This window comes from Streptomyces hundungensis (assembly GCF_003627815.1).
GTDB lineage: Bacteria > Actinomycetota > Actinomycetes > Streptomycetales > Streptomycetaceae > Streptomyces > Streptomyces hundungensis_A.
On record NZ_CP032698.1, the window covers coordinates 3,848,680 to 3,869,104 of the forward strand.

General features: G+C 70.8%; 20 protein-coding genes. 10 read left to right on the forward strand and 10 right to left on the reverse strand.

Going from position 1 to position 20,425, the window contains the following annotated elements:
- The first annotated feature begins 26 nt into the window (after positions 1-26).
- The 6 genes from DWB77_RS17090 (at position 27) to cseC (ending at position 5,262) form a co-directional block, all read left to right on the forward strand.
- Complete coding sequence (locus DWB77_RS17090) at positions 27-653, forward strand: phosphatase PAP2 family protein (protein WP_120722084.1); 627 nt, start codon at positions 27-29, stop codon at positions 651-653.
- 70 nt (positions 654-723) lie between these two features.
- Positions 724-1,638 carry an A/G-specific adenine glycosylase gene (locus DWB77_RS17095; protein WP_120727887.1) on the forward strand — a complete coding sequence of 305 codons (915 nt, stop codon included), beginning with the start codon at positions 724-726 and terminating at the stop codon, positions 1,636-1,638.
- 241 nt (positions 1,639-1,879) lie between these two features.
- Positions 1,880-2,437 carry a SigE family RNA polymerase sigma factor gene (locus tag DWB77_RS17100; RefSeq protein WP_120722085.1) on the forward strand — a complete coding sequence of 186 codons (558 nt, stop codon included), beginning with the start codon at positions 1,880-1,882 and terminating at the stop codon, positions 2,435-2,437.
- A 20-nt stretch (positions 2,438-2,457) separates the two neighbouring features.
- On the forward strand, positions 2,458-3,087 hold the full coding sequence (locus DWB77_RS17105; RefSeq protein ID WP_246033549.1) for a hypothetical protein: 630 nt from the start codon (positions 2,458-2,460) through the stop codon (positions 3,085-3,087).
- 125 nt (positions 3,088-3,212) lie between these two features.
- Complete coding sequence (gene cseB, locus DWB77_RS17110) at positions 3,213-3,917, forward strand: two-component system response regulator CseB (protein WP_120722087.1); 705 nt, start codon at positions 3,213-3,215, stop codon at positions 3,915-3,917.
- A 7-nt stretch (positions 3,918-3,924) separates the two neighbouring features.
- Complete coding sequence (gene cseC, locus DWB77_RS17115; protein ID WP_120722088.1) at positions 3,925-5,262, forward strand: two-component system sensor histidine kinase CseC; 1,338 nt, start codon at positions 3,925-3,927, stop codon at positions 5,260-5,262.
- A 113-nt stretch (positions 5,263-5,375) separates the two neighbouring features.
- On the opposite strand, the gene DWB77_RS17120 is transcribed toward cseC, so the two are convergent.
- Positions 5,376-6,968 carry an MDR family MFS transporter gene (locus DWB77_RS17120; protein ID WP_120722089.1) on the reverse strand — a complete coding sequence of 531 codons (1,593 nt, stop codon included), beginning with the start codon at positions 6,966-6,968 and terminating at the stop codon, positions 5,376-5,378.
- A 172-nt stretch (positions 6,969-7,140) separates the two neighbouring features.
- Between DWB77_RS17120 and DWB77_RS17125 the strand changes: the two genes are divergently transcribed.
- Entirely contained in the window at positions 7,141-7,704 is a 564-nt protein-coding gene (locus tag DWB77_RS17125) for a TetR/AcrR family transcriptional regulator (RefSeq protein ID WP_120722090.1), read from the forward strand.
- A gap of 31 nt (positions 7,705-7,735) precedes the next feature.
- On the opposite strand, the gene DWB77_RS17130 is transcribed toward DWB77_RS17125, so the two are convergent.
- The gene (locus DWB77_RS17130; RefSeq protein ID WP_120722091.1) at positions 7,736-8,401 is read right to left on the reverse strand and encodes a M23 family metallopeptidase; all 666 of its coding nucleotides are present in this window, start codon (positions 8,399-8,401) and stop codon (positions 7,736-7,738) included.
- 444 nt (positions 8,402-8,845) lie between these two features.
- Here DWB77_RS17130 and DWB77_RS17135 point away from each other — a divergent pair, with 444 nt between their 5' ends.
- Positions 8,846-9,187 carry a trypco2 family protein gene (locus DWB77_RS17135; protein WP_120722092.1) on the forward strand — a complete coding sequence of 114 codons (342 nt, stop codon included), beginning with the start codon at positions 8,846-8,848 and terminating at the stop codon, positions 9,185-9,187.
- Positions 9,184-12,408: an NACHT domain-containing protein gene (locus DWB77_RS17140; protein ID WP_120722093.1), complete on the forward strand. Its 3,225-nt coding sequence runs from the start codon at positions 9,184-9,186 to the stop codon at positions 12,406-12,408. The genes DWB77_RS17135 and DWB77_RS17140 overlap by 4 nt, the downstream gene beginning before the upstream one ends.
- An 81-nt stretch (positions 12,409-12,489) precedes the next feature.
- Here the strand turns inward: DWB77_RS17140 and DWB77_RS17145 are convergent, their stop codons facing one another.
- Positions 12,490-15,015: an ATP-dependent Clp protease ATP-binding subunit gene (locus tag DWB77_RS17145; RefSeq protein ID WP_120722094.1), complete on the reverse strand. Its 2,526-nt coding sequence runs from the start codon at positions 15,013-15,015 to the stop codon at positions 12,490-12,492.
- A gap of 430 nt (positions 15,016-15,445) precedes the next feature.
- Between DWB77_RS17145 and DWB77_RS17155 the strand changes: the two genes are divergently transcribed.
- Positions 15,446-16,078, forward strand: a complete 633-nt coding sequence (locus DWB77_RS17155; protein ID WP_120722095.1) for an SCO3374 family protein — start codon at positions 15,446-15,448, stop codon at positions 16,076-16,078.
- Here DWB77_RS17155 and DWB77_RS17160 read toward each other — a convergent pair.
- From DWB77_RS17160 to nadC, 7 genes are all read right to left on the reverse strand, one after another.
- Positions 16,057-16,398, reverse strand: a complete 342-nt coding sequence (locus DWB77_RS17160) for a histone-like nucleoid-structuring protein Lsr2 (protein ID WP_053729112.1) — start codon at positions 16,396-16,398, stop codon at positions 16,057-16,059. The two genes, DWB77_RS17155 and DWB77_RS17160, sit on opposite strands and share 22 nt — an antisense overlap.
- A 153-nt stretch (positions 16,399-16,551) precedes the next feature.
- Positions 16,552-17,082 (reverse strand): amino-acid N-acetyltransferase, encoded by a 531-nt coding sequence (locus DWB77_RS17165; RefSeq protein ID WP_120722096.1) that lies wholly within the window; start codon positions 17,080-17,082, stop codon positions 16,552-16,554.
- A 9-nt stretch (positions 17,083-17,091) separates the two neighbouring features.
- Positions 17,092-17,526 (reverse strand): BlaI/MecI/CopY family transcriptional regulator, encoded by a 435-nt coding sequence (locus DWB77_RS17170; RefSeq protein ID WP_120722097.1) that lies wholly within the window; start codon positions 17,524-17,526, stop codon positions 17,092-17,094.
- A gap of 139 nt (positions 17,527-17,665) precedes the next feature.
- On the reverse strand, positions 17,666-17,839 hold the full coding sequence (locus DWB77_RS37820; protein ID WP_162952548.1) for a hypothetical protein: 174 nt from the start codon (positions 17,837-17,839) through the stop codon (positions 17,666-17,668).
- A 49-nt stretch (positions 17,840-17,888) separates the two neighbouring features.
- Positions 17,889-18,464 (reverse strand): hypothetical protein, encoded by a 576-nt coding sequence (locus DWB77_RS17175; protein ID WP_120722098.1) that lies wholly within the window; start codon positions 18,462-18,464, stop codon positions 17,889-17,891.
- A gap of 124 nt (positions 18,465-18,588) precedes the next feature.
- The gene (locus DWB77_RS17180) at positions 18,589-19,395 is read right to left on the reverse strand and encodes a type III pantothenate kinase (RefSeq protein WP_120722099.1); all 807 of its coding nucleotides are present in this window, start codon (positions 19,393-19,395) and stop codon (positions 18,589-18,591) included.
- Positions 19,395-20,423, reverse strand: a complete 1,029-nt coding sequence (gene nadC, locus DWB77_RS17185) for a carboxylating nicotinate-nucleotide diphosphorylase (RefSeq protein WP_120722100.1) — start codon at positions 20,421-20,423, stop codon at positions 19,395-19,397. Before nadC ends, DWB77_RS17180 begins: the two co-directional genes overlap by 1 nt.
- Between the last annotated feature and the right edge of the window lie 2 nt (positions 20,424-20,425).

The window sequence follows — 20,425 nt, forward strand, 5'->3', positions numbered from 1 at the left end:
CGTCATCATTCATACTGTCCGTCACCATGGATAGTGAGCTCTACCGCAACATCACCGACTTCGCCCACGACATGCCGTCCTGGGTGCAGAGCTTCGTCGAGGTCTGGACGGAGCTCGGACTCCTGCTGTTCGGCGTGCTGTTCGCCTGCGCCTGGTGGCGGGCGCGCCGCCGGGACACGACGTCGTTCGCCCTCGCCCTGCTCGCGCCCCTCGCGACCGCGGCCGCCTACCTGTGCAGCGAGGTGATGAAGTCGCTGATCGACGAGGAGCGGCCCTGCCGGGCCGTGGCGGGCGCGGCGACCTCGCTGATCGCCTGCCCGGTCAACGGCGACTGGTCGTTCCCCTCCAACCACGCCACGATCGCGGGCGCCGCGGCCGTCGCGCTCGCGCTCGCCTGGTCGCGGATCTGGATGATCACCGTGCCGATGGCCCTGGCGATGGCCTTCTCCCGGGTCTTCGTCGGCGTGCACTACCCGCACGACGTGGCGGCCGGCCTGGTGCTCGGCACCGTGATCGCGCTGATCGTCGTCAAGGTGGGCACGCGCCCGGTGCGGGCCCTGGCCGAGTCGATGCGTACCAGCGACATCACGCCCGTCGCCTGGTTCACCGGACCCGGCGCACGCGTGCACGCCAGGCAGCACGCACGCCGCTGAGACCCGCCACGCGCCCCCCTTCGGACCCGAACATGCCAGGATCGGCTCTGCGATGAACACTCTGCCGACGATGCCCACCGTGTCCACGAACGAGACGACCGAGCCGACCGAGGCCGCCGTCCTCCACGAATCCGTCATCGGATGGTTCGGCGAGCACGCCCGCGACCTGCCCTGGCGGCGCCCCGAAGCGGGTGCCTGGGGCGTGATGGTCAGCGAGTTCATGCTCCAGCAGACCCCGGTCAGCCGGGTGCTCCCGGTGTACGAGCAGTGGCTGGCGCGCTGGCCGCGCCCGGCCGACCTGGCCGCCGACGCGCCCGGCGAGGCGGTCCGCGCCTGGGGCCGCCTCGGCTACCCGCGCCGCGCGCTGCGGCTGCACGGCGCCGCGCTCGCCATAACGGAACGCCACGGCGGCGACGTGCCGGCCGACCACGGACAGCTCCTCGCGCTGCCCGGCATCGGCGAGTACACGGCCGCCGCCGTCGCCTCGTTCGCGTACGGGCAGCGGCACGCGGTCCTCGACACCAATGTCCGCCGGGTCTTCGCGCGGGCCGTGTCCGGGGTCCAGTACCCGCCGACCGCCACCACCGCGGCCGAGCGGCGCCTGGCCCGGGCGCTGCTGCCCGAGGACGAGGTCACCGCCGCGCGCTGGGCGGCGGCGTCGATGGAACTGGGCGCGCTGGTCTGCACGGCCAAGAACGAGACGTGCGGGCGCTGCCCGATCGCCGCGCGGTGCGCCTGGCGGCTGGCCGGCAAGCCCGCGCACCAGGGCCCGGCGCGGCGCGGACAGACCTATGCGGGCACCGACCGGCAGGTGCGCGGCCGGCTCCTCGCGGTGCTGCGGGACGCCACCGGGTCCGTGCCGCAGTCGGCGCTCGACGCGGCGTGGCACGAGCCGGTGCAGCGGGCCAGGGCGCTCGACGGCCTGGTGGCCGACGGTCTCGTGGAGCCGCTCGACGGTGGCCGTTACCGACTCCCCCAGTCCTGACCGCGGCCCGGCGGCCCCCGGTAGCCGAGGGGCGTCCGACTGTGTCCGTAACGCCCGAAAGGCCGCCGTTACCCCTGGAAAACGGCGGTAAACCTCGGCTGTTACACAACCGATGGCTCACCGTGCGCCCCCCGACGGCTCCTCCGCACAGCCCCGTGACAAGCGCTCCGTAGGTTCTCTCACGTAAGCGACCAGCAGGACGAGCGGGACCAGCTCACGGGGATGACGGAGGCGGTTGGGTATGGCGCAGGGCGAGGTGCTTGAGTTCGAGGAGTACGTACGCACCCGGCAGGACGCGCTGCTGCGCAGTGCCCGGCGGCTCGTTCCGGACCCGGTGGACGCGCAGGACCTGCTCCAGACCGCGCTGGCCCGCACCTACGGCCGCTGGGACGGCATCGCCGACAAGACCCTCGCCGACGCCTATCTGCGCCGCGTCATGATCAACACGCGGACCGAGTGGTGGCGGGCGCGCAAGCTCGAAGAGGTGCCGACCGAGCAGCTCCCCGACGCCCGCGTCGAGGACGGCTCCGAGCAGCGCGCCGACCGCGCCCTGCTGATGGACGTCCTCAAGGTCCTCGCCCCGAAGCAGCGCAGCGTGGTGGTGCTGCGACACTGGGAGCAGATGAGCACCGAGGAGACGGCCGCGGCCCTGGGCATGTCGGCCGGCACCGTCAAGAGCACGCTGCACCGGGCGCTGGCCCGGCTCCGCCAGGAGCTGGAGAGCCGCGAGCTGGACTTCCGGGCGCTGGAGCACGGCAACGCGGGCGACGTAAAGGGGCGGGAGCGGTGCGCGGCCTGAACAGGCACAGGGGGAGCGCGGTGACGGCGGGGACCACGGCACTGGCCGGGATCTCCGCCCTCGGGCTGTTCATGACCGGTTGCTCCACGGGCGGCACCGGCACCCGCGACGAAGGCGTGGCACCGCCCGCCGACAAGGTCGCCCACGCCACGCCGTCGCCGAGCACGTCCACCCAGGCACCGTTCACGAAGGTCGATCCGGTGCGGCTGCTCAAGGGCGACCCGAAGGTCAGCGCCCGGGTCAAGGCCCAGCTCAAGCCCTGCACCAAGGACGAGTACCCCATCGACGTGACGTACGGGCACCTGACCGGCACGACCGGCCAGGACGTCGTCGTGAACGTGATGAACTGCGCGGATGCCGTGGGCCTCGGCGCCTATGTGTACCGCGCCTCCGGCGCCGCGTACGACAACGTCTTCACCGCCGAGGAGACGCCCGTGTACGCCGAGATCGACCGGGGCGATCTGGTGGTGACGCGGCAGATGTACGCGCCGGGCGACAAGCCCGCGTTCGCGTCGAGCGAGGTCGTGACGACATACCGCTGGTCGGGCGGCGTGAGCGGCAAGTTCGCGCAGCAGGACCAGGTGGAGAACGACTACAGCAAGGCCGTCGACGGCAGTGGGACCAGCGCCCCAGCGCCCACTACCGGCTGACCGCGCCGTCGGCGTCGGCGAACCGGGCGGTGGGGATGGCGCAGACTGGTACCGAAAACCGCCGGAGACCGCCGGAGACCGCCGGAGACCGCCGGAGACCGCCGGAGAACTGAGAGAGCAGTGCGATGGCCGAGACCCATGTTCTGTTCGTCGAGGACGACGACGTCATCCGTGAAGCCACCCAGCTCGCCCTGGAGCGGGACGGCTTCACCGTGACCGCCATGCCCGACGGGCTTTCCGGCCTGGAAGCGTTCCGCGCCGACCGGCCCGACATCGCCCTGCTCGACGTGATGCTGCCGGGCCTGGACGGCGTGAGCCTGTGCCGCCGCATCCGCGACGAGTCGACCGTGCCGGTCATCATGCTGTCCGCGCGCGCCGACTCCATCGACGTCGTCCTCGGCCTGGAGGCCGGCGCGGACGACTACGTCACCAAACCGTTCGACGGTGCCGTCCTGGTCGCCCGGATCCGTGCCGTGCTGCGGCGCTTCGGACATGCGGGCGGGCCGGGCGCGGCCGCCAAGGCGCCCGAGGAGGCCTCCGGGAGCGGGGTCCTGGCGTTCGGCGACATCGAGATCGACACCGAGGGCATGGAGGTCACCAAGGGCGGCGAGACCGTCGCGCTGACCCCCACCGAGATGCGGCTGCTCCTGGAGTTCTCCTCGGCCCCCGGCACGGTGCTGTCCCGCGACAAACTGCTTGAGCGGGTCTGGGACTACGGCTGGGGCGGCGACACCCGGGTGGTGGACGTGCATGTGCAGCGGCTGCGCACCAAGATCGGGCAGGACCGGATCGAGACCGTCCGTGGCTTCGGCTACAAACTGAAGGCGTGATGGGCCAGTGAGGCGCCCCGTGCTGCGGACCGGCGTCCGCTGGAAGATCAGTATCGCGATCACGGCGGTGGGCGCGCTCACCGTGATGGCGCTGAGCCTCGTGGTGCACAACGCGGCCCGCGTTTCGATGCTCGACAACGCCCGCGAAGTGCAGATGGAGCGGCTCAACTTCGCGCAGAACTACTACGAGACCAGCAACAAGCGGGTCCGCTTCGGCACCAAGCTGAACGATCCCGCGCTGCCGGCCGCCCTCAAGTCCAAGGCGCTGCAAGGGCGCAAGGTCTCCTCGGTGCAGGAGCGCGGCAGCGGGCCGCCGGACATCTGGGCCGCGGTCCCCGTCGGCAACGGCGACGTCCTGTCGCTGCACTCCACCTTCACCGACCGCAGTTCCAATGTGATGGCGGACCTCGACCGCGCCCTGGTCATCGGCTCGGTCGCGGTCGTCTTCGGCGGCTGCGCGCTCGGCATCCTCATCGGCGGCCAGATCTCCCGCAGGCTCCGCAAGGCGGCCGACGCGGCGGGCAAGGTCGCCGAGGGCAACACGGACGTACGGGTGCGGGACGCCATCGGCGGTGTCGTACGCGACGAGACCGACGAGCTCGCCCGCGCCGTGGACGCGCTCACCGACGCCCTCCAGGAGCGCATCGAGGCCGAGCGCCGGGTCACCGCGGACATCGCGCACGAGCTGCGCACCCCGGTCACCGGGCTGCTCACCGCCGCCGAACTCCTGCCGCCGGGCCGCCCCACCGAACTGGTGCGCAACCGGGCGCAGGCCATGCGCACGCTGGTGGAGGACGTGCTTGAGGTCGCCCGGCTCGACAGCGCGTCCGAGCGCGCCGAGCTCCAGGACATCGCGCTCGGCGAGTTCGTGAGCCGCCGGGTCACCGCGTTCGACCCGGCGGTGCGGGTGCGGGTCGTCCACGAGTCGTGGGTCAGCACCGACCCGCGCCGCCTGGAACGCATCCTGGGCAATTTGCTGGGCAACGCCGCCAAGCACGGCGGGGGTCCTGTGGAGGTCACCGTCGAGGGCCGGGTCGTCAGGGTCCGCGACCATGGCGCCGGGTTCCCGGAGGCGCTGCTGCGCGACGGGCCGAGCCGGTTCCGTACCGGGTCGAGCGACCGGTCGGGCAACGGGCACGGCCTGGGGCTCACGATCGCCGCGGGCCAGGCCAGGGTGCTGGGCGCCCGCCTCACCTTCCGCAACGCGGCCCCCGAGGGCTCGCCCAACGCGGCGGGCACCGGCGGGGCGATCGCCGTGCTCTGGCTCCCCGAACACGCCCCGACCAACACGGGCAGCTTCCCGGCCCAGCCGCCGGGGGCGGGGGCGGGCGCGGGGAGGGTGTAGGAAATGGCCGACGCCCCCCCGTACGCATACGAGGGGGCGCCAACGGCCAACAATGGCACGGCAGTTGACAGGGCCGGGCGGGCGGGAAGTCCCCGTCAGCCCGGCCGCGCCGCCTAGGACACCGACTCGGTCACCGGCGGGGCCACCGGCGCGCCGTCCCGCTCGCCCTCCGGCGCCGGCGCGGCTCCCCGCAGCGGGACTTCCTTCACGAAGAAGGCCGCGACGAACATGGCCACCGCGATGATCGAGCCGACCAGGAACGTTCCGTGCGTACCGGAGGAGACGGCGTACTGGTACGCCTCCCGCACGGCCGCGGGCAGCTTCAGCAGGCTCGCGTGGTCGAGCTGGGCCGAGCCCAGCTTGCCCGCGCCCGCGCCGAGCCGGCGCACCATCTCGTCGCCGACCCGGTTGGTGAAGATCGCGCCCATGATCGAGACGCCGAACGACGAGCCGAGCGTACGGAAGAGGGTCGTGGAGGACGAGGCGACGCCCATGTCCTTCATCTCGACGCTGTTCTGCGCGACCAGCATCGTGATCTGCATCAGGAAGCCCATGCCGGCGCCGAGCACCGCCATGTAGACGCCGGACATGAACCGCGTCGTGGTGACGTCCATCGTGGAGAGGAGGAACAGGCCGACCACGACGAGCGCGCCGCCCAGGATCGGGAAGATCTTGTACTTGCCGCTGCTGGTGGTGACCCGGCCCGCGATGAGCGAGACGGCCATCATCGAGAGCAGCATCGGCAGGAGCAGCAGACCCGAGTTGGTGGCGGAGGCGCCCTGCACGGACTGCTGGTACAGCGGCAGGAACAGCATCGCGCCGAACATCACGAAGCCGGTGAGGAAGCCGATCCCGGACATGAGCGTGAAGTTGCGGTTGCGGAAGATGTGCAGCGGCAGGATCGGCTCGGCGGCCTTCGTCTCGACGAAGAGGAAGCCGACGACCGAGACCACGCCGAGCGCGATGAGCTCCATGATGATGGCGGAGCCCCAGGCGTACTGCGAGCCGCCCCACGTGGTGACCAGGACGATCGAGGTGATGCCGACGGTCAGCAGGATGGTGCCGAGGTAGTCGATCCGGCCGCGGGCCCGCTTCTTGGGCAGGTGCAGTACGGCGGTGACCATGGCGAGCGCGACCGCGCCGAGCGGGATGTTGATGTAGAACGTCCAGCGCCAGCCGAGGTGGTCGGTGATGGCGCCGCCGACGAGCGGTCCGCCGATCATGGCGAGCGCCATGACACCGGCCATCATGCCCTGGTACTTGCCGCGCTCGCGGGGCGGAATGAGGTCACCGATGATGGCCATGACGCCGACCATGAGGCCGCCCGCGCCCAGGCCCTGGATCGCGCGGAAACCGATGAGCTGGCTCATGTCCTGCGCCATGCCGCTGAGCGCGGAGCCGAGCAGGAAGATCGCGATGGAGGTGAGGAAGGCGCCCTTGCGCCCGTACATGTCGCCGAGCTTGCCCCAGATCGGGGTGGAGGCGGCGGTGGCCAGGGTGTAGGCGGTGACCACCCATGACAGGTGCTCGAGTCCGCCGAGCTCGCCCACGATCGTCGGCATCGCCGTGTTCACGATCATGTTGTCGAGCATGGCGAGCAGCATCGCGATCATGAGCGCGAGCAGGACGACCCGTACGCTGCGCGGCTGCGGCGCGTCGGTCACCTCCGCCCCTGCTGCCTTCTCGGCCGGTATCCCCGTAGCCATCGTCCCCAACTCCCTGAAGCTGCTGTCCGCCGGGAGAGCTACTTACTTGTCGCCCGGCTAGTTACCACTACACTGGGGAAGGTAGACCCCAACTTGCCGGGCGTCAAGTAAGTAAATGACAAACGGCACGGGCGCCGGGGGACGGCGCCCGTACGCATTCGGGAGAGCAGGCATGGCAAGAGGAAACACCCGCCAGCGGATCCAGGACGTCGCCCTGGAGCTCTTCGGCGAGCAGGGGTACGAGAAGACCTCGCTGCGCGAGATCGCCGAGCGCCTGGACGTCACCAAGGCCGCGCTCTACTACCACTTCAAGACCAAGGAAGACATCATCATCAGCCTCTTCCAGGACCTCACCAGGCCCATGGACGAGGTCATCGAGTGGGGGCGCACCCAGCCGCACACCCTCGACGTCAAACTGGAGATCATGCGCCGCTACAGCAAGGCCCTCTTCGGGGCCGAGCCGCTGTTCCGGTTCATGCAGGAGAACCAGGCGACCATGCGCGAGCTGAGCATCGGCGAGATGTTCAAGGAGCGGATGCACGCCATGGTCGACCTGCTGAAGGACCCGGAGGCCACCATGGCCGACCAGATCCGCTGCTTCACGGCGCTGTTCTCGATGCACGCCGGGATGTTCGTCCTCAAGGACATGGAGGGCGACCCCGAGGAGAAGCGCCTGAGCGTCCTGGAGGTCGCCGGTGACCTGGTGACCCAGGCCCACCACAACTCGCGCGGCTAGGACGCGCCGATGAGGCCCCCCCGGGTCCCGGTCAGACCCGGACGCCCACCGTCCGCAGGAAGGCCACCGGGTTGACGGCCGAGCCGTAGTTCGGCGTCGTACGGATCTCGAAGTGCAGGTGCGGGCCGCTGGAGTTGCCGGTGTTGCCCGAGAGCGCGATCCGCTCGCCGGTGGCCACGCTCTGGCCGATCCGTACGTTGATCTTCGACAGGTGGGCGTACTGCGAGTACGTGTTGTTGGCGTGCCGGATCACGATGGCGTTGCCGTACGCGGGGCCGTCGCCGGCGCCGACCGGGCCGGCCTTCACGACGGTGCCGCCGTGCGCGGCGGAGACGGGCGTGCCGCTGGGCACGGCGAAGTCCTGGCCGGAGTGCTTGTGCGACCACATCGAGCCGCCCAGACCGAAGCCGGCGCTCAGCGTGTAGCGCGCGACCGGCTGCACCCAGGAGGCGGCCTTGGCCGCGGCGGCCTGCCGGGCCGTGGCGGCGGCCTTGCTCTGCGCCTTGGCCTGGCCGGCGACGGCGGTCGTGGTGGCACTGGTAGCGGCGAGCGGCGCCACCCGCGCCTCGTCGGCGGCCGCGACGCCCGCGCCGAGCAGCGTGGCGGCGCCCGTTCCGGCCGCGACGGCGGCGACCGCCAGGGCGCGCAGCCGGGCGGCGGAGGGGCGGACGGTCTGGGACGGGGTGCGCTGGAACATGCGGGGAGGGCTCTTTCGTACGGCGACAGGGATCGCCGCCGAGTGCGATCCGGCGGCATGGGCGGACCCGGCACGCGCAGCGGCACACCGGGTCGGCCTCACCTTGGTAGCGCGCAACCCCATCTCCGCTCAAAACGCCCATCTACGAAGGAAAGCCGTAACGATCACAAGGGGAATAGGCCATATACGCCTAAATCCCGGACATCGGCCCCTAGGGCGCCTAGTAGGCCCCCGATTCCCTGTGCGCCTTGTCACCGCAACCGGGACCTAAGTCCTTCCTTTTCGGGACCAATGGCACGCAACCTCATCGGGCCGACCCGCCCTCGACCCCGTACGGACGGTCCCGGCGCCCGGACGGTTCGCGTCGCCGCCCCCACCCCCCTCCCACCTCTGTCCCAACTCCCTTACAGGGAGGGACACTTGAGGTGAGCGAGGGGGAAAGCCATGACCGACGACAGGCACGACGTGGACGGGATCGAACTCGCCGAAGCCATCGACTCCGTACGCGAACAGCTCATCGAAGCCGCCGCCCGCGCCTGCGGGGAGCCGCTGGTCTTCGAACTCGGCGACATCCAGATGGAGTTCACGCTCGAACTCCGCAAGGAGCTCAAGGGCGGCCTCAAGGTCCGGGCCTGGGTGGTGGACGCGGGCGCCGACGCGGCGCGCGTCACGGGGCGTACGCACAAGGTGTCCTTCACCTTGAAGCCGCACGCCGCCGGCGACGGCGCCGCCTGGAAGGTGCACAACCCCCGGCCGGGCGGAGGCTTCGCGGCCGGCCCCCGATGACCACCGCCCTGCCCACCACCGCCGACCGGGTCGTGGCCGTCCTGTCCGACGGCTGTCAGGGCAGCGGCGTCATCGTCTCGCCGTGGCTGGTGCTGACCTGCGCGCACAACCTGGTGGGCGCCCCGCCGGTCCGCCTCGCCCACCCGGCGATCGGCGTGGTGACCGGCCAAGCCCTGTGGCGCGACGACGCGTTGGACGCGGCACTGATCTACAGCGACGAGGAGCTGCTGCCGGGGCTGCTGCGGCTCGGCACCGTCGACACCGCGCAGTCACTGCCCGGCTGCGAGATCATCGGCTTCCCCGACATCCAGCGCTACGGCCCCGACCACCACCTGGACTACGACCAGTTCGTGGGCACCGTCCTGCCGGTCGCCGGGAGCCTGCGCGACGATCTGGTCTGCGAACTGCACCGGCCGCCGGCCGCCGAGCGCGCGGACGGCAGCTCGCCGCTCATGGGCCTGTCGGGCGCCCCGCTGTTCGCGGCGGCCACCCTGCTCGGCCTGGTCAAGGAGATCCCGCGCGGGCGCGGCCACCGCCGGGTGGTGTGCGTGCCGCTGCGCGGCATCTTCGCCTCGGAGGGCTTTCGGGCCGCGTTCGCCACGCTCGCCGCGCTGCCCGGGCTCGAACTCGTCACCGGCGTACCCCCGCAGGACCAGCGCTACGAGCACGAGTACGCCGAGGCCATCGGCGCCTCGTACCGCAAGACGAGGATCTTCGGCCTGGACGAGCTGAACAAACGGGACTCCGAGTGGGACCTGGACACCGCCTACCTCAGCCTGGAGGCGAGACCCAAGGCGACCGAGCCGCCCCAGCCCGGCCGGGCGCTGATGGACAGCGCCCCGCAACGCATCGACGCTCTGCTCGCCTCCCGCCCCCGGGTCCTCATCCGGGGCGAGGCGGGCGCCGGCAAGACCACCCTGGTGTGGTGGCTCGCCGCGCACGCGGCGGCCGGGCGGCTCGGGCCCGGCCTCGCCGACCTCAACGCGCTCGTCCCGTTCGTGGTGCCGCTGCGCACCCTGCGCGCCCAGGGCGCCACCTTCCCGCTGCCTGCCCAACTCCCCACCGCTGCACGGCTGGTGGTCGACGAGGCGCCCGAGGGCTGGGCCGGCCGAGTCCTGAAGACCGGGCAGGCGCTCCTCCTCGTGGACGGCCTCGACGAGGTGCCCCAGGAGGACCGCGAGGAGGCGCACCGCTGGCTCGCCGCCCTCCTGGACCGCTATCCGCGCACCCGCTGCGTGGTGACGGTACGGCCGATGGCGGTCGAGCCGGACTGGCTGAAGTACGCGGGCTTCGAGGAGCTGCGGCTGCTCCCGATGAACGACGAGGACATCACCGCCTTCGTCTCCGCCTGGCACCGCGCGGCCCGCCTCGACAGCGGCCCGCACGAGGACCTCGACGAGCTGGAACGCGATCTGTCCGAGCAGTTCAAGCAGAACAGCACCCTTCGGGGCCTGGCCCGCACCCCACTGCTGTGCGCCGTGATCTGCGCCCTGCACCGCCTGCGCCAGGGCTTTCTGCCCGACACCCGCTGGAAACTGTACGAGGCGGCCCTGAGGATGCTGCTCGGCAACCGGGACCAGCAGCGCAAGGTCGACTCGCCCGAGGGCATCCGGATCAGCGCCGAGGAGTGCACCGAGCTGCTCCAGCGGATCGCGGTATGGCTGGTGCGCGAGGGCCAGTCGGAGTTCTCCCGCGATCAGGCGCTGCGCCAGCTCAAGCGGGCGCTTTCGGGCATGGAGAACGTACGCGGCCAGGGCACCCCCGAGGACGTGCTGCGCCATCTCCTCAACCGCAGCGGACTGCTCCAGGAACGCGCCGACGACGTCTTCCAGTTCACCCACCGCACCTTCCAGGACTTCCTCGCCGCCAAGGAGTTCGTCGAGGACGGGCACCTGGGCGAACTCCTTCGGCACGCCTCGGAGGAACAGCAGTGGCAGGACGTGATCCTGCTCGCCGCCGGACACTGCGGCCGCCGCGACCGGCCGGTGCTCATCAACGGGCTGCTCGACGCGGGCTCCCGGCAGCCCGGCCCCCAGGACAAGGCCAAGATCCATGTGCTGGCGGCACGCTGCGCCCAGCACGCCGCCTACCTCGACGAGACCACCGCCCGCCGGGTCCGCGAGCACATCACGGCGCTGCTTCCACCCCGGGACCTGGAGACCGTGACCCTGCTGGCCCGTCTGGGCCCGCCCGTCCTCGACCACCTCCCCGACCCGAACGCCACCTCCCCCCAAGCGCTGGCGCACGTGGTGGGACTCATCAACCGGGTCGGCAACGCGGAGGCCATCGACCACGCCCGCGCCTGGTCCGCCGCCCACCCGGACGCCGCCGACCTCTTCGCCGCCGAGTGGTCGCGCTACCCCGCCGAGCGGTACGCCCGCGAAGTGCTCGCCCACCTCGATCTGCGGGAGGCGCGCCTCCATGTCGAGACGCGCTGGCAACTCGCCCAGCTCCCGCACGTGCCCGGCGCCCGCCGGCTGTGGATCACCGTGCCGCCCGACCTCACCGCCGACGAACTGCACACCGCGCTGCGCGGCCGCGAGGTGGTGGCGCTGCGGCTGAACGGCACCGAGCGCCTGACGGGGCTCGCCTTCCTGCGGGACAGCGCGGAGCGCCTGACGGATCTGGAGGTGCTGCGCGGCTCGGGCCTGCGCGACCTCGCCCAGCTCGCCCGGCTGCCCCGGCTGACCTCGCTCGGGCTGCTCGACGTGGCGGCGCAGGAGGTCGACCTGTCCCCGCTCGGCGAGGCCCCGGCGCTGCGCACCCTGCTCTTCGGCAGCAGCACCGATCTGCATCTGGCGCAGCTTCCGGTGCTGAGCGGCGTCACCACCCTGCATCTGGAGGCCGACCAGGTCTCCGGGTTCGACGCGCTGAGCCGCTGGCCCGCCCTTCGCCATCTGGAGCTCGCCCCTTCCTCCACGGCCACCACCCGGCGGTTGCTGGCGTATGTGCGGGGGCGGCCCGGCATCACCCGGCTCGGCGTCGCGCTGAGCTCGGTGGCGGCGCTCGCCGGGGTGGCCCCGCTGCCCGGCGTCCGCCACCTCGACCTGTGGCTCGCCAACTCCGACGGCGATCTGGGGGCGGTCCTCGCCGCGTTCCCCGCGCTGACGACGGTGGACCTCGCGGTCGGCACCGTCCAGGCCGGCTCCTGGAACCCGGGCGCCCTGCTGCGCCGCCCCGGCCTGACGGTCACCGTCAACGGCGGCCCGCTGGCCCCGTGAGCGCACGGAAAAGGGGCTGCCCCGGTCCGTACGTGACGTACGGGCCGGGGCAGCCCCTTCAGGCGTGGCCTCCGAAGAGGACTACGCCTCCTTGCTCAGGTTCGGACCGCCACCGGCGGCCGCGTCCTCGATCGGCGGGACGTCGGGCAGCGCCGACTTCTCCTCGCCGCGGAAGGTGAACTTCTTCTCCTCACCCTCGCCCTCGGTGCCGATGACCACGATGTGACCGGGGCGCAGCTCACCGAAGAGGATCTTCTCGGAGAGGATGTCCTCGATCTCCCGCTGGATCGTCCGGCGCAGCGGCCGGGCGCCCATGATCGGGTCGTAGCCCTTCTTGGCGAGCAGCGACTTGGCCTCGGCATTGAGCTCGATGCCCATGTCGCGGTCCTTGAGGCGCTCGTCCACCTTGTCGATCATGAGGTCGACGATCTGGATGATGTCTTCCTCGGTCAGCTGGTGGAAGACCACCGTGTCGTCGACACGGTTGAGGAACTCGGGGCGGAAGTGCTGCTTCAGCTCCTCGTTGACCTTGGCCTTCATCCGGTCGTACCCGGTCTTGACGTCACCCTGGGCGGCGAAGCCCAGGTTGAAGCCCTTGGAGATGTCCCGGGTCCCGAGGTTGGTCGTCATGATGATGACCGTGTTCTTGAAGTCCACGACCCGGCCCTGGGAGTCGGTCAGACGACCGTCTTCCAGAATCTGGAGCAGGGAATTGAAGATATCGGGGTGGGCCTTCTCGACCTCGTCGAACAGGACGACGGAGAACGGCTTGCGGCGCACCTTCTCGGTGAGCTGGCCGCCCTCTTCGTAACCCACGTAACCGGGGGGCGAACCGAAGAGGCGGGAAACCGTGTGCTTCTCGCTGAACTCCGACATGTCGAGGGAGATCAGCGCGTCCTCGTCGCCGAAGAGGAATTCCGCCAGCGTCTTGGACAGCTCGGTCTTACCGACACCGGACGGGCCGGCGAAGATGAACGAACCACCGGGACGCTTCGGGTCCTTCAGACCGGCACGCGTACGACGGATGGCCTGCGAGAGCGCCTTGATGGCGTCCTTCTGGCCGATGACGCGCTTGTGGAGCTCGTCCTCCATGCGCAGCAGCCGCGAGGACTCCTCCTCGGTCAGCTTGAAGACCGGGATGCCCGTGGCGGTGGCAAGCACCTCGGCGATCAGCTCACCGTCGACCTCGGCGACGACGTCCATGTCGCCGGCCTTCCACTCCTTCTCGCGCTTGGCCTTCGCGGCGAGCAGCTGCTTCTCCTTGTCGCGGAGAGAGGCCGCCTTCTCGAAGTCCTGGGAGTCGATGGCCGACTCCTTGTCGCGGCGCACGCCCGCGATCTTCTCGTCGAACTCGCGGAGGTCCGGCGGCGCGGTCATCCGGCGGATGCGCATACGGGAGCCGGCCTCGTCGATCAGGTCGATCGCCTTGTCCGGCAGGAAGCGGTCCGAGATGTACCGGTCGGCCAGCGTCGCGGCCTGGACCAGCGCCTCGTCGGTGATGGAGACGCGGTGGTGGGCCTCGTAGCGGTCGCGCAGACCCTTGAGGATCTCGATGGTGTGCGGCAGCGACGGCTCGGCGACCTGGATGGGCTGGAAGCGGCGCTCAAGGGCCGCGTCCTTCTCCAGGTGCTTGCGGTACTCGTCGAGGGTGGTGGCACCGATGGTCTGGAGCTCACCACGGGCCAGCATCGGCTTGAGGATGCTCGCCGCGTCGATCGCGCCCTCGGCGGCACCCGCACCCACCAGGGTGTGGAGCTCGTCGATGAACAGGATGATGTCGCCGCGGGTGCGGATCTCCTTGAGGACCTTCTTCAGGCGCTCCTCGAAGTCACCGCGGTAGCGGGAACCGGCGACCAGGGCGCCGAGGTCCAGCGTGTAGAGGTGCTTGTCCTTGAGCGTCTCGGGCACCTCGCCCTTGACGATCGCCTGGGCCAGACCCTCGACGACGGCGGTCTTGCCGACGCCGGGCTCGCCGATGAGGACGGGGTTGTTCTTGGTGCGGCGCGACAGGACCTGCATGACGCGCTCGATCTCCTTCTCGCGCCCGATGACCGGGTCGAGCTTGGATTCGCGAGCGGCCTGCGTCAGGTTGCGGCCGAACTGGTCGAGCACCAGGGACGTGGAGGGCGTGCCCTCCGCAGGGCCGCCGGCGGTGGCGGCTTCCTTGCCCTGGTATCCGGAGAGCAGCTGGATGACCTGCTGCCGCACCCGGTTGAGATCGGCGCCCAGCTTCACCAGGACCTGGGCGGCGACGCCCTCGCCCTCGCGGATCAGGCCGAGCAGGATGTGCTCGGTGCCGATGTAGTTGTGGCCGAGCTGGAGGGCCTCGCGGAGCGAAAGCTCCAGGACCTTCTTGGCGCGAGGGGTGAAGGGAATGTGACCGGACGGGGCCTGCTGGCCCTGACCGATGATCTCCTCCACCTGCTGGCGGACCGCCTCGAGCGAAATCCCGAGGCTCTCCAGGGCCTTAGCGGCGACACCCTCACCCTCGTGGATCAGGCCCAGGAGGATGTGCTCGGTGCCGATGTAGTTGTGGTTGAGCATCCGGGCTTCTTCCTGAGCCAGGACGACAACCCGCCGCGCGCGGTCGGTGAACCTCTCGAACATCGTTAATCGCTCCTCAGAGCGGTCGGGCAGTTAGGGGGCGATCCCCTCCCTGTCCTTCCGCATGCTAGTCCCGCAGGGCGGGACAGCTCATTCCAACTGCCGACACCCGTTCATTGCCTCCCGGCCCGAACAGCCGACAACTGCTCCAACCCGATGGTGCGAGACGATGTTCCCGCAGGCCAGACAGATACCCCTGTCTCCAGTACGCCGATGGCGAACGTGAGACCGTCTGACGAGCGTGTCGCCCCTCCCCACTAGGAATGTCTTACCCGCCCGGACTGACACTCCATGCGACGTTCCCCGGTTCCGTAAGCTACGGGCGAACAACCTTGCGTCCGCCCACACCCCCGAGCGCACCGAAATCCACAGCGGAGTGCGGTCGCATGGAAACCCAGCGTAACTCCGGGCCGTTTCGGAAGTTGCTCCGGGCATGGCCTTCACCGTTCCGCAGCCCCGCACCCCCCTGAACGGCTCGCTCGCGCAGTGGTACGAACGCGGGCTCGGCTGGGCCGTCTCGGCGGGCCCCCCGGTGCAGTTGCTCACCGGAGTCCGCTTCGACGTCCTGGAACTCCCGGCGACCGCCGGCTTCGCGCTCCTTCGGCGCTACGAGCAGAGCGGGCCGGTCGCCCTGGTGGGGCGCCGGATGCGCTGGCTGGTGGCGGCGGGAAGCGCGGACGAGCTGCCGGGGCTGCTCGACTGGCTGGAGTGGGGCGGGGTCGCCCTGGACCTGCGGGCGATCGGCGCCGGAGGGCGGATGACCGCCCCGGTGCCGCCCGGCCGGCCCGGCTCACCGGGGGCCGCCGTATGGCTGCGGCCCCCCGAGCCCGGCTGCGAGGTCGAGGCGCGGCTGCCCTCGTTCACCGGGCTCACCCAGTGCGGTGGGGACGGCGAAAAGGGCGCTTCCGGCGCCTCGGGGACCGCGCGGGACGGCCGCGCCGCGGGCCTCAGCCTGGTGAGGCTGGTGGCCGCGGCGGCGACGGAATGCCACCGGGCCCGGTTGTTTCACGCTCAATCCCCAGGTGGTGCGGGGAACGCGGAAACTCAGCCGTTCTGCTTCTCGTAGGCTTCACGGATTTCGGCCGGGACGCGTCCGCGGTCGTTCACGTTGTAACCCTGCTCCTTGGCCCACTTGCGGATCTCGGCCGTGTTCTGGTTGCCGGTGCCGAGCAGCGCGCCACGCGCCTTCCCGCGACCGCCCGCCGCGCGACCACCGGTACGCCGGCCGCTCTTGACGTAGGGCTCAAGAAGACCGCGGAGCTTGTCCGCGTTGGCGGTGGTGAGGTCGATCTCGAAGCTCTTCCCGTCAAGAGCGAACGTCACGGTCTCGTCAGCCTCGCCACCGTCGAGGTCATCGACAAGAAGGACCTGAACCTTCTGTGCCACCGGATTTCCTTTCATCGAAAATGCAGTACGCGGAAAGGAAACCGCTTTTGCCTGGAAAACACAAACCCCCTGGAGAGGTTCAGGATCCTTGCTCCGCGGGAAACGTACGCGATTCGGACATAGGGTTCCCACAGCTTCCTGCCGCTTGCCCGATCACAGGTGCAGAAGCATCCGGCTGTTGCCCAAGGTGTTCGGCTTCACTCGTTCGAGACCGAGGAACTCGGCGACGCCCTCGTCATAGGAGCGCAGCAGCTCGCTGTAGACATCTGTGTCGACGGTATCGACGGGAGTCTCGCCGATCTCGGTGAACCCGTGCTTCGCGAAGAAGGCGACTTCGAACGTGAGGCAGAAAACCCGGCGCACTCCGAGCCGGCGGGCGGTGTCGAGGAGCTTGCCGAGCACCATATGTCCGATGCCCTTGCCGTGGAACTCGGGGTCGACGGCGAGAGTGCGCACTTCGGCGAGGTCTTCCCACATCACGTGCAGAGCCCCGCAGCCCACCACACGGGCGTCCGACTCGCGTTCCGCCACCCAGAACTCCTGGATGGACTCGTAAAGGGTGACCGTCGCTTTGTCGAGCAGGATCCCGTCACCGACGTACGCGTCGAGAAGGCTTCGTACGGCTCGCACATCGCCGGTCCTGGCCCGGCGGACGGTGACCGCATTCGCGGCGGGATAAGACATGCCTGGACGCTATCGCCCCCCGCTGTCGCCGGGCGCATCGCCCTCTTCGGATCCCTGTTCGGCTTCGCGATCCCGTTCGGGTTCCGGCTCCTGCACCATGCGTACGGCATCGCGCAGCGCTTCGCGCTCCTCGGGCGACATCATGCCGAAGAACGCGACGAGTGCGGCCGCCCGGTTGTCGCTCTGGGCCCAGGCTTCGTTCATCAGGGCGGCGGCGTACGCGGCCCGGGTGGAGACCGCCGTATATCGATAGGCCCGGCCGTCGACTTCCCGGCGGACCCAGCCCTTCTGATGGAGATTGTCCATTACGGTCATGACGGTGGTGTACGCGATGGACCGTTCCTGCTGAAGGTCTTCGAGGACTTCCCGGACGGTCACCGGACGGTTCCACTGCCAGACCCGGGTCATGACGGCGTCTTCCAGCTCTCCCAATTGACGGGGCACATCTGCACCATAGTGGGAGATGTCGCGAATGGCCGGTCATTTGCGGTTAGCGCGCAGCAAAAAGGGCGCACGGCGGGAAATGACCCCCGTGCGCCCCCGGTGTATGTGCGTTGTACGTGCTCGGCCCCGGCCCGACAGGTCAGGACGAGGCGGGCTTCTGCCGTGCGGCCTCGGCGCGGGCGAGCGCGCCGTCGACGGCCGCGTCCTCCTTGCCCTTGTTGGAGCCACCCTGGCTCTTCACGATCGTCACGACGAGCGCGATGAAGAAGATGGCCATCACCACGGGGGGCAGAAGCGCGGAAACGTAGTCCATACCGACAGGGTAGCCAGGAGTACCCGGCCATGGGCCGCCGGGCACCCCCTCAGCCCGCGCGTCGTTCCTCGGGCGGGGGCACCGGGCGTCGACGCGGCGGGAAGGCCTCGGAGGGCTTCGGTACGGGGCGCTCGGGCGCGGGGTGCGCGGGAGCCGGGCGGGCCGGGGCCGGCCTGGGCTCGGGCTTCTTGTCCTGGTCGCCGCCGCCGACCAGGGTGAGCAGCCGGGTGCGCGGTGCGGGAGGGGCCGCGGCGCGCCCGGCGAGGCGGTCGCGCACGGAGCGTTCGGCGATCCGGCGGCACCGCTCCAGGAGGGCCGCGCAGACCGGGTCCGAGCGCAGGGCGCGCAGCGCGGACAGGTCGTCGGGGCCGGGGTCGTAGCCGGCGGCCAGGGCGTCCTGGAGCAGCTCGGTGTAGCCGGGCAGGGAGCCGGGGAGCGCGTCGCGGTAGCGGGCGAGGTCGGCGAGGAGGAAGGCGCGCAGCCGCTCCCCCTCGCGCACGGCCTCGTCCACGGAGTCGGCCAGGCGCAGACAGTCCTTGATGTCCTGATCCTGGACGGCGCTGGGGTGGAGGGCGATGGCGAGGGCGCGTCGGAGCACACGCAGCTCGTCCGCACCGAACGCCATGCCACCGCGGGATCCGTAGGGCGTGGGCATGCGGCGACGATACGTCCTACTTGGACAAAATCGGGTTAATGCGCCGATGCCGGGCGCGTTGCCGGGTGGGTTCCCGCACGCCCGGCCGTCGGTGTCAGGAGCGCGCCACGTTGCGCTCGTACACCAGGCGCAGGCCGATCAGGGTCAGCCACGGCTCGTGCTCGTCGATCTCCTCGGCCTCGCCGAGCACCATCGGGGCGAGGCCGCCGGTGGCGATGACCGTCACGTCGTCCGGGTCGCCGTCGGGGCCGACCAGCTCGCGCTTCATGCGCCGCACCACGCCGTCGACCTGGCCCGCGAAGCCGTACACGATGCCGGACTGCATCGCCTCGACGGTGTTCTTGCCGATCACCGAGCGGGGGCGGGCCACCTCGATCTTGCGGAGCTGGGCGCCCTTGATGCCCAGCGCGTCGACGGAGATCTCGATGCCGGGGGCGATCACGCCGCCCACGTACTCGCCGCGCGCGCTCACCGCGTCGAACGTCGTGCCCGTGCCGAAGTCCACGACGATCGCGGGGCCGCCGTAGAGCTCGACGGCGGCGATCGAGTTGACGATGCGGTCGGCGCCGACCTCCTTGGGGTTGTCGGTCAGGACCGGCACGCCGGTCTTGATGCCGGGCTCCACCAGGATCGCGGGCACGTCGCCGTAGTAGCGGCGGGTCACCTCGCGCAGCTCGTGCAGGACCGAGGGGACGGTCGCGCAGATCGCGATGCCCTCGATGCCGTCGCCGAGCTCAGCCCCCAGCATGGGGTGGGTGCCCATCAGGCCGTTGAGCAGCACGGCCAGTTCGTCCGCGGTGCGGCGGGCGTCGGTGGAGATCCGCCAGTGCTCGACGACCTCCTCGCCGTCGAAGAGACCGAGGACGGTGTGGGTGTTGCCGACGTCGATGGTGAGCAGCATCAGGCCGAGCCCTCCCGGCCGGCCTCGCGCAGGTCGAGACCGATGTCCAGGATCGGCGAGGAGTGCGTGAGGGCGCCCACGGCCAGGTAGTCGACGCCCGTCGCGGCGTACGCGGCGGCGTTCGCCAGGGTGAGGCGGCCCGAGGACTCCAGCATGGCGCGGCCCGCGACCAGGGCGACCGCCTCGGCGGTCTGCGCCGGGGTGAAGTTGTCGAGCAGGATCAAGTCGGCGCCGGCGTCCAGGACTTCGGTGACCTGGGCCAGGGTGTCGACCTCGACCTCGATGGCCAGCTCCGGGAAGCGGTCGCGTACGGCCTTGAAGGCCTCGGCGACGCCGCCGGCCGCGACCACGTGGTTGTCCTTGACCAGCGCCGCGTCCGACAGGGACATGCGGTGGTTGACGCCGCCGCCGCAGCGCACCGCGTACTTCTCCAGGGCGCGCAGGCCCGGGGTGGTCTTGCGGGTGTCGCGGACCTTGGCGCCGGTGCCTTCCACGGCGTCCGCCCAGGCGCGGGTGGCGGTCGCGATGCCGGACAGACGACACAGCAGGTTGAGCGCGCTGCGCTCGCCGGTCAGCAGGTCGCGGGTGCGGGTGGTGACGCTGAGCAGCTTCTGCCCGGCCTCGACGCGGTCGCCGTCGGCGACGTGCCGCTCGACCTCGAACTCCTCGGTACACACGATGGAGAGGATCGCCTCGGCGACCCGCAGGCCGGCCACGGTGCCCGCCTCGCGGGCGGTGAAGTCACCGGTGGCGACGGCGTCCTGGGGCACGGTGGCCGCCGACGTGACGTCGAAGCCGCCGTCCAGGTCCTCCTCGATGGCGAGGTGGGCGATGTCCTCGACCTGGACGGGGTCCAGACCCGACTCGGCGAGCAGCGCGGCGAGCGCGGGGTCGAGCCCGCACTCGTACACCTCCTCGCCGCCGCCGCAGCCGCAGTCGTCGCCGCAGCCGCCGCCCTGCGCGGGCGCACCGATCTGGATCAGGGGGACGTCCACCGGCTGGGGACGGAGTTCCTCGGGCGTGCTCACGG

Coding starts and splice junctions, on each gene's coding strand:
- DWB77_RS17090 (WP_120722084.1), top strand. CDS start 27: ATGGATAGTGAGCTCTACCGCAACATCACCGACTTCGCCCACGACATG.
- DWB77_RS17095 (WP_120727887.1), top strand. CDS start 724: ATGCCCACCGTGTCCACGAACGAGACGACCGAGCCGACCGAGGCCGCC.
- DWB77_RS17100 (WP_120722085.1), top strand. CDS start 1,880: ATGGCGCAGGGCGAGGTGCTTGAGTTCGAGGAGTACGTACGCACCCGG.
- cseB (WP_120722087.1), top strand. CDS start 3,213: ATGGCCGAGACCCATGTTCTGTTCGTCGAGGACGACGACGTCATCCGT.
- DWB77_RS17120 (WP_120722089.1), bottom strand. CDS start 6,968: ATGGCTACGGGGATACCGGCCGAGAAGGCAGCAGGGGCGGAGGTGACC.
- DWB77_RS17125 (WP_120722090.1), top strand. CDS start 7,141: ATGGCAAGAGGAAACACCCGCCAGCGGATCCAGGACGTCGCCCTGGAG.
- DWB77_RS17130 (WP_120722091.1), bottom strand. CDS start 8,401: ATGTTCCAGCGCACCCCGTCCCAGACCGTCCGCCCCTCCGCCGCCCGG.
- DWB77_RS17135 (WP_120722092.1), top strand. CDS start 8,846: ATGACCGACGACAGGCACGACGTGGACGGGATCGAACTCGCCGAAGCC.
- DWB77_RS17140 (WP_120722093.1), top strand. CDS start 9,184: ATGACCACCGCCCTGCCCACCACCGCCGACCGGGTCGTGGCCGTCCTG.
- DWB77_RS17145 (WP_120722094.1), bottom strand. CDS start 15,015: ATGTTCGAGAGGTTCACCGACCGCGCGCGGCGGGTTGTCGTCCTGGCT.
- DWB77_RS17155 (WP_120722095.1), top strand. CDS start 15,446: ATGGCCTTCACCGTTCCGCAGCCCCGCACCCCCCTGAACGGCTCGCTC.
- DWB77_RS17165 (WP_120722096.1), bottom strand. CDS start 17,082: ATGTCTTATCCCGCCGCGAATGCGGTCACCGTCCGCCGGGCCAGGACC.
- DWB77_RS37820 (WP_162952548.1), bottom strand. CDS start 17,839: ATGGACTACGTTTCCGCGCTTCTGCCCCCCGTGGTGATGGCCATCTTC.
- DWB77_RS17175 (WP_120722098.1), bottom strand. CDS start 18,464: ATGGCGTTCGGTGCGGACGAGCTGCGTGTGCTCCGACGCGCCCTCGCC.
- DWB77_RS17180 (WP_120722099.1), bottom strand. CDS start 19,395: ATGCTGCTCACCATCGACGTCGGCAACACCCACACCGTCCTCGGTCTC.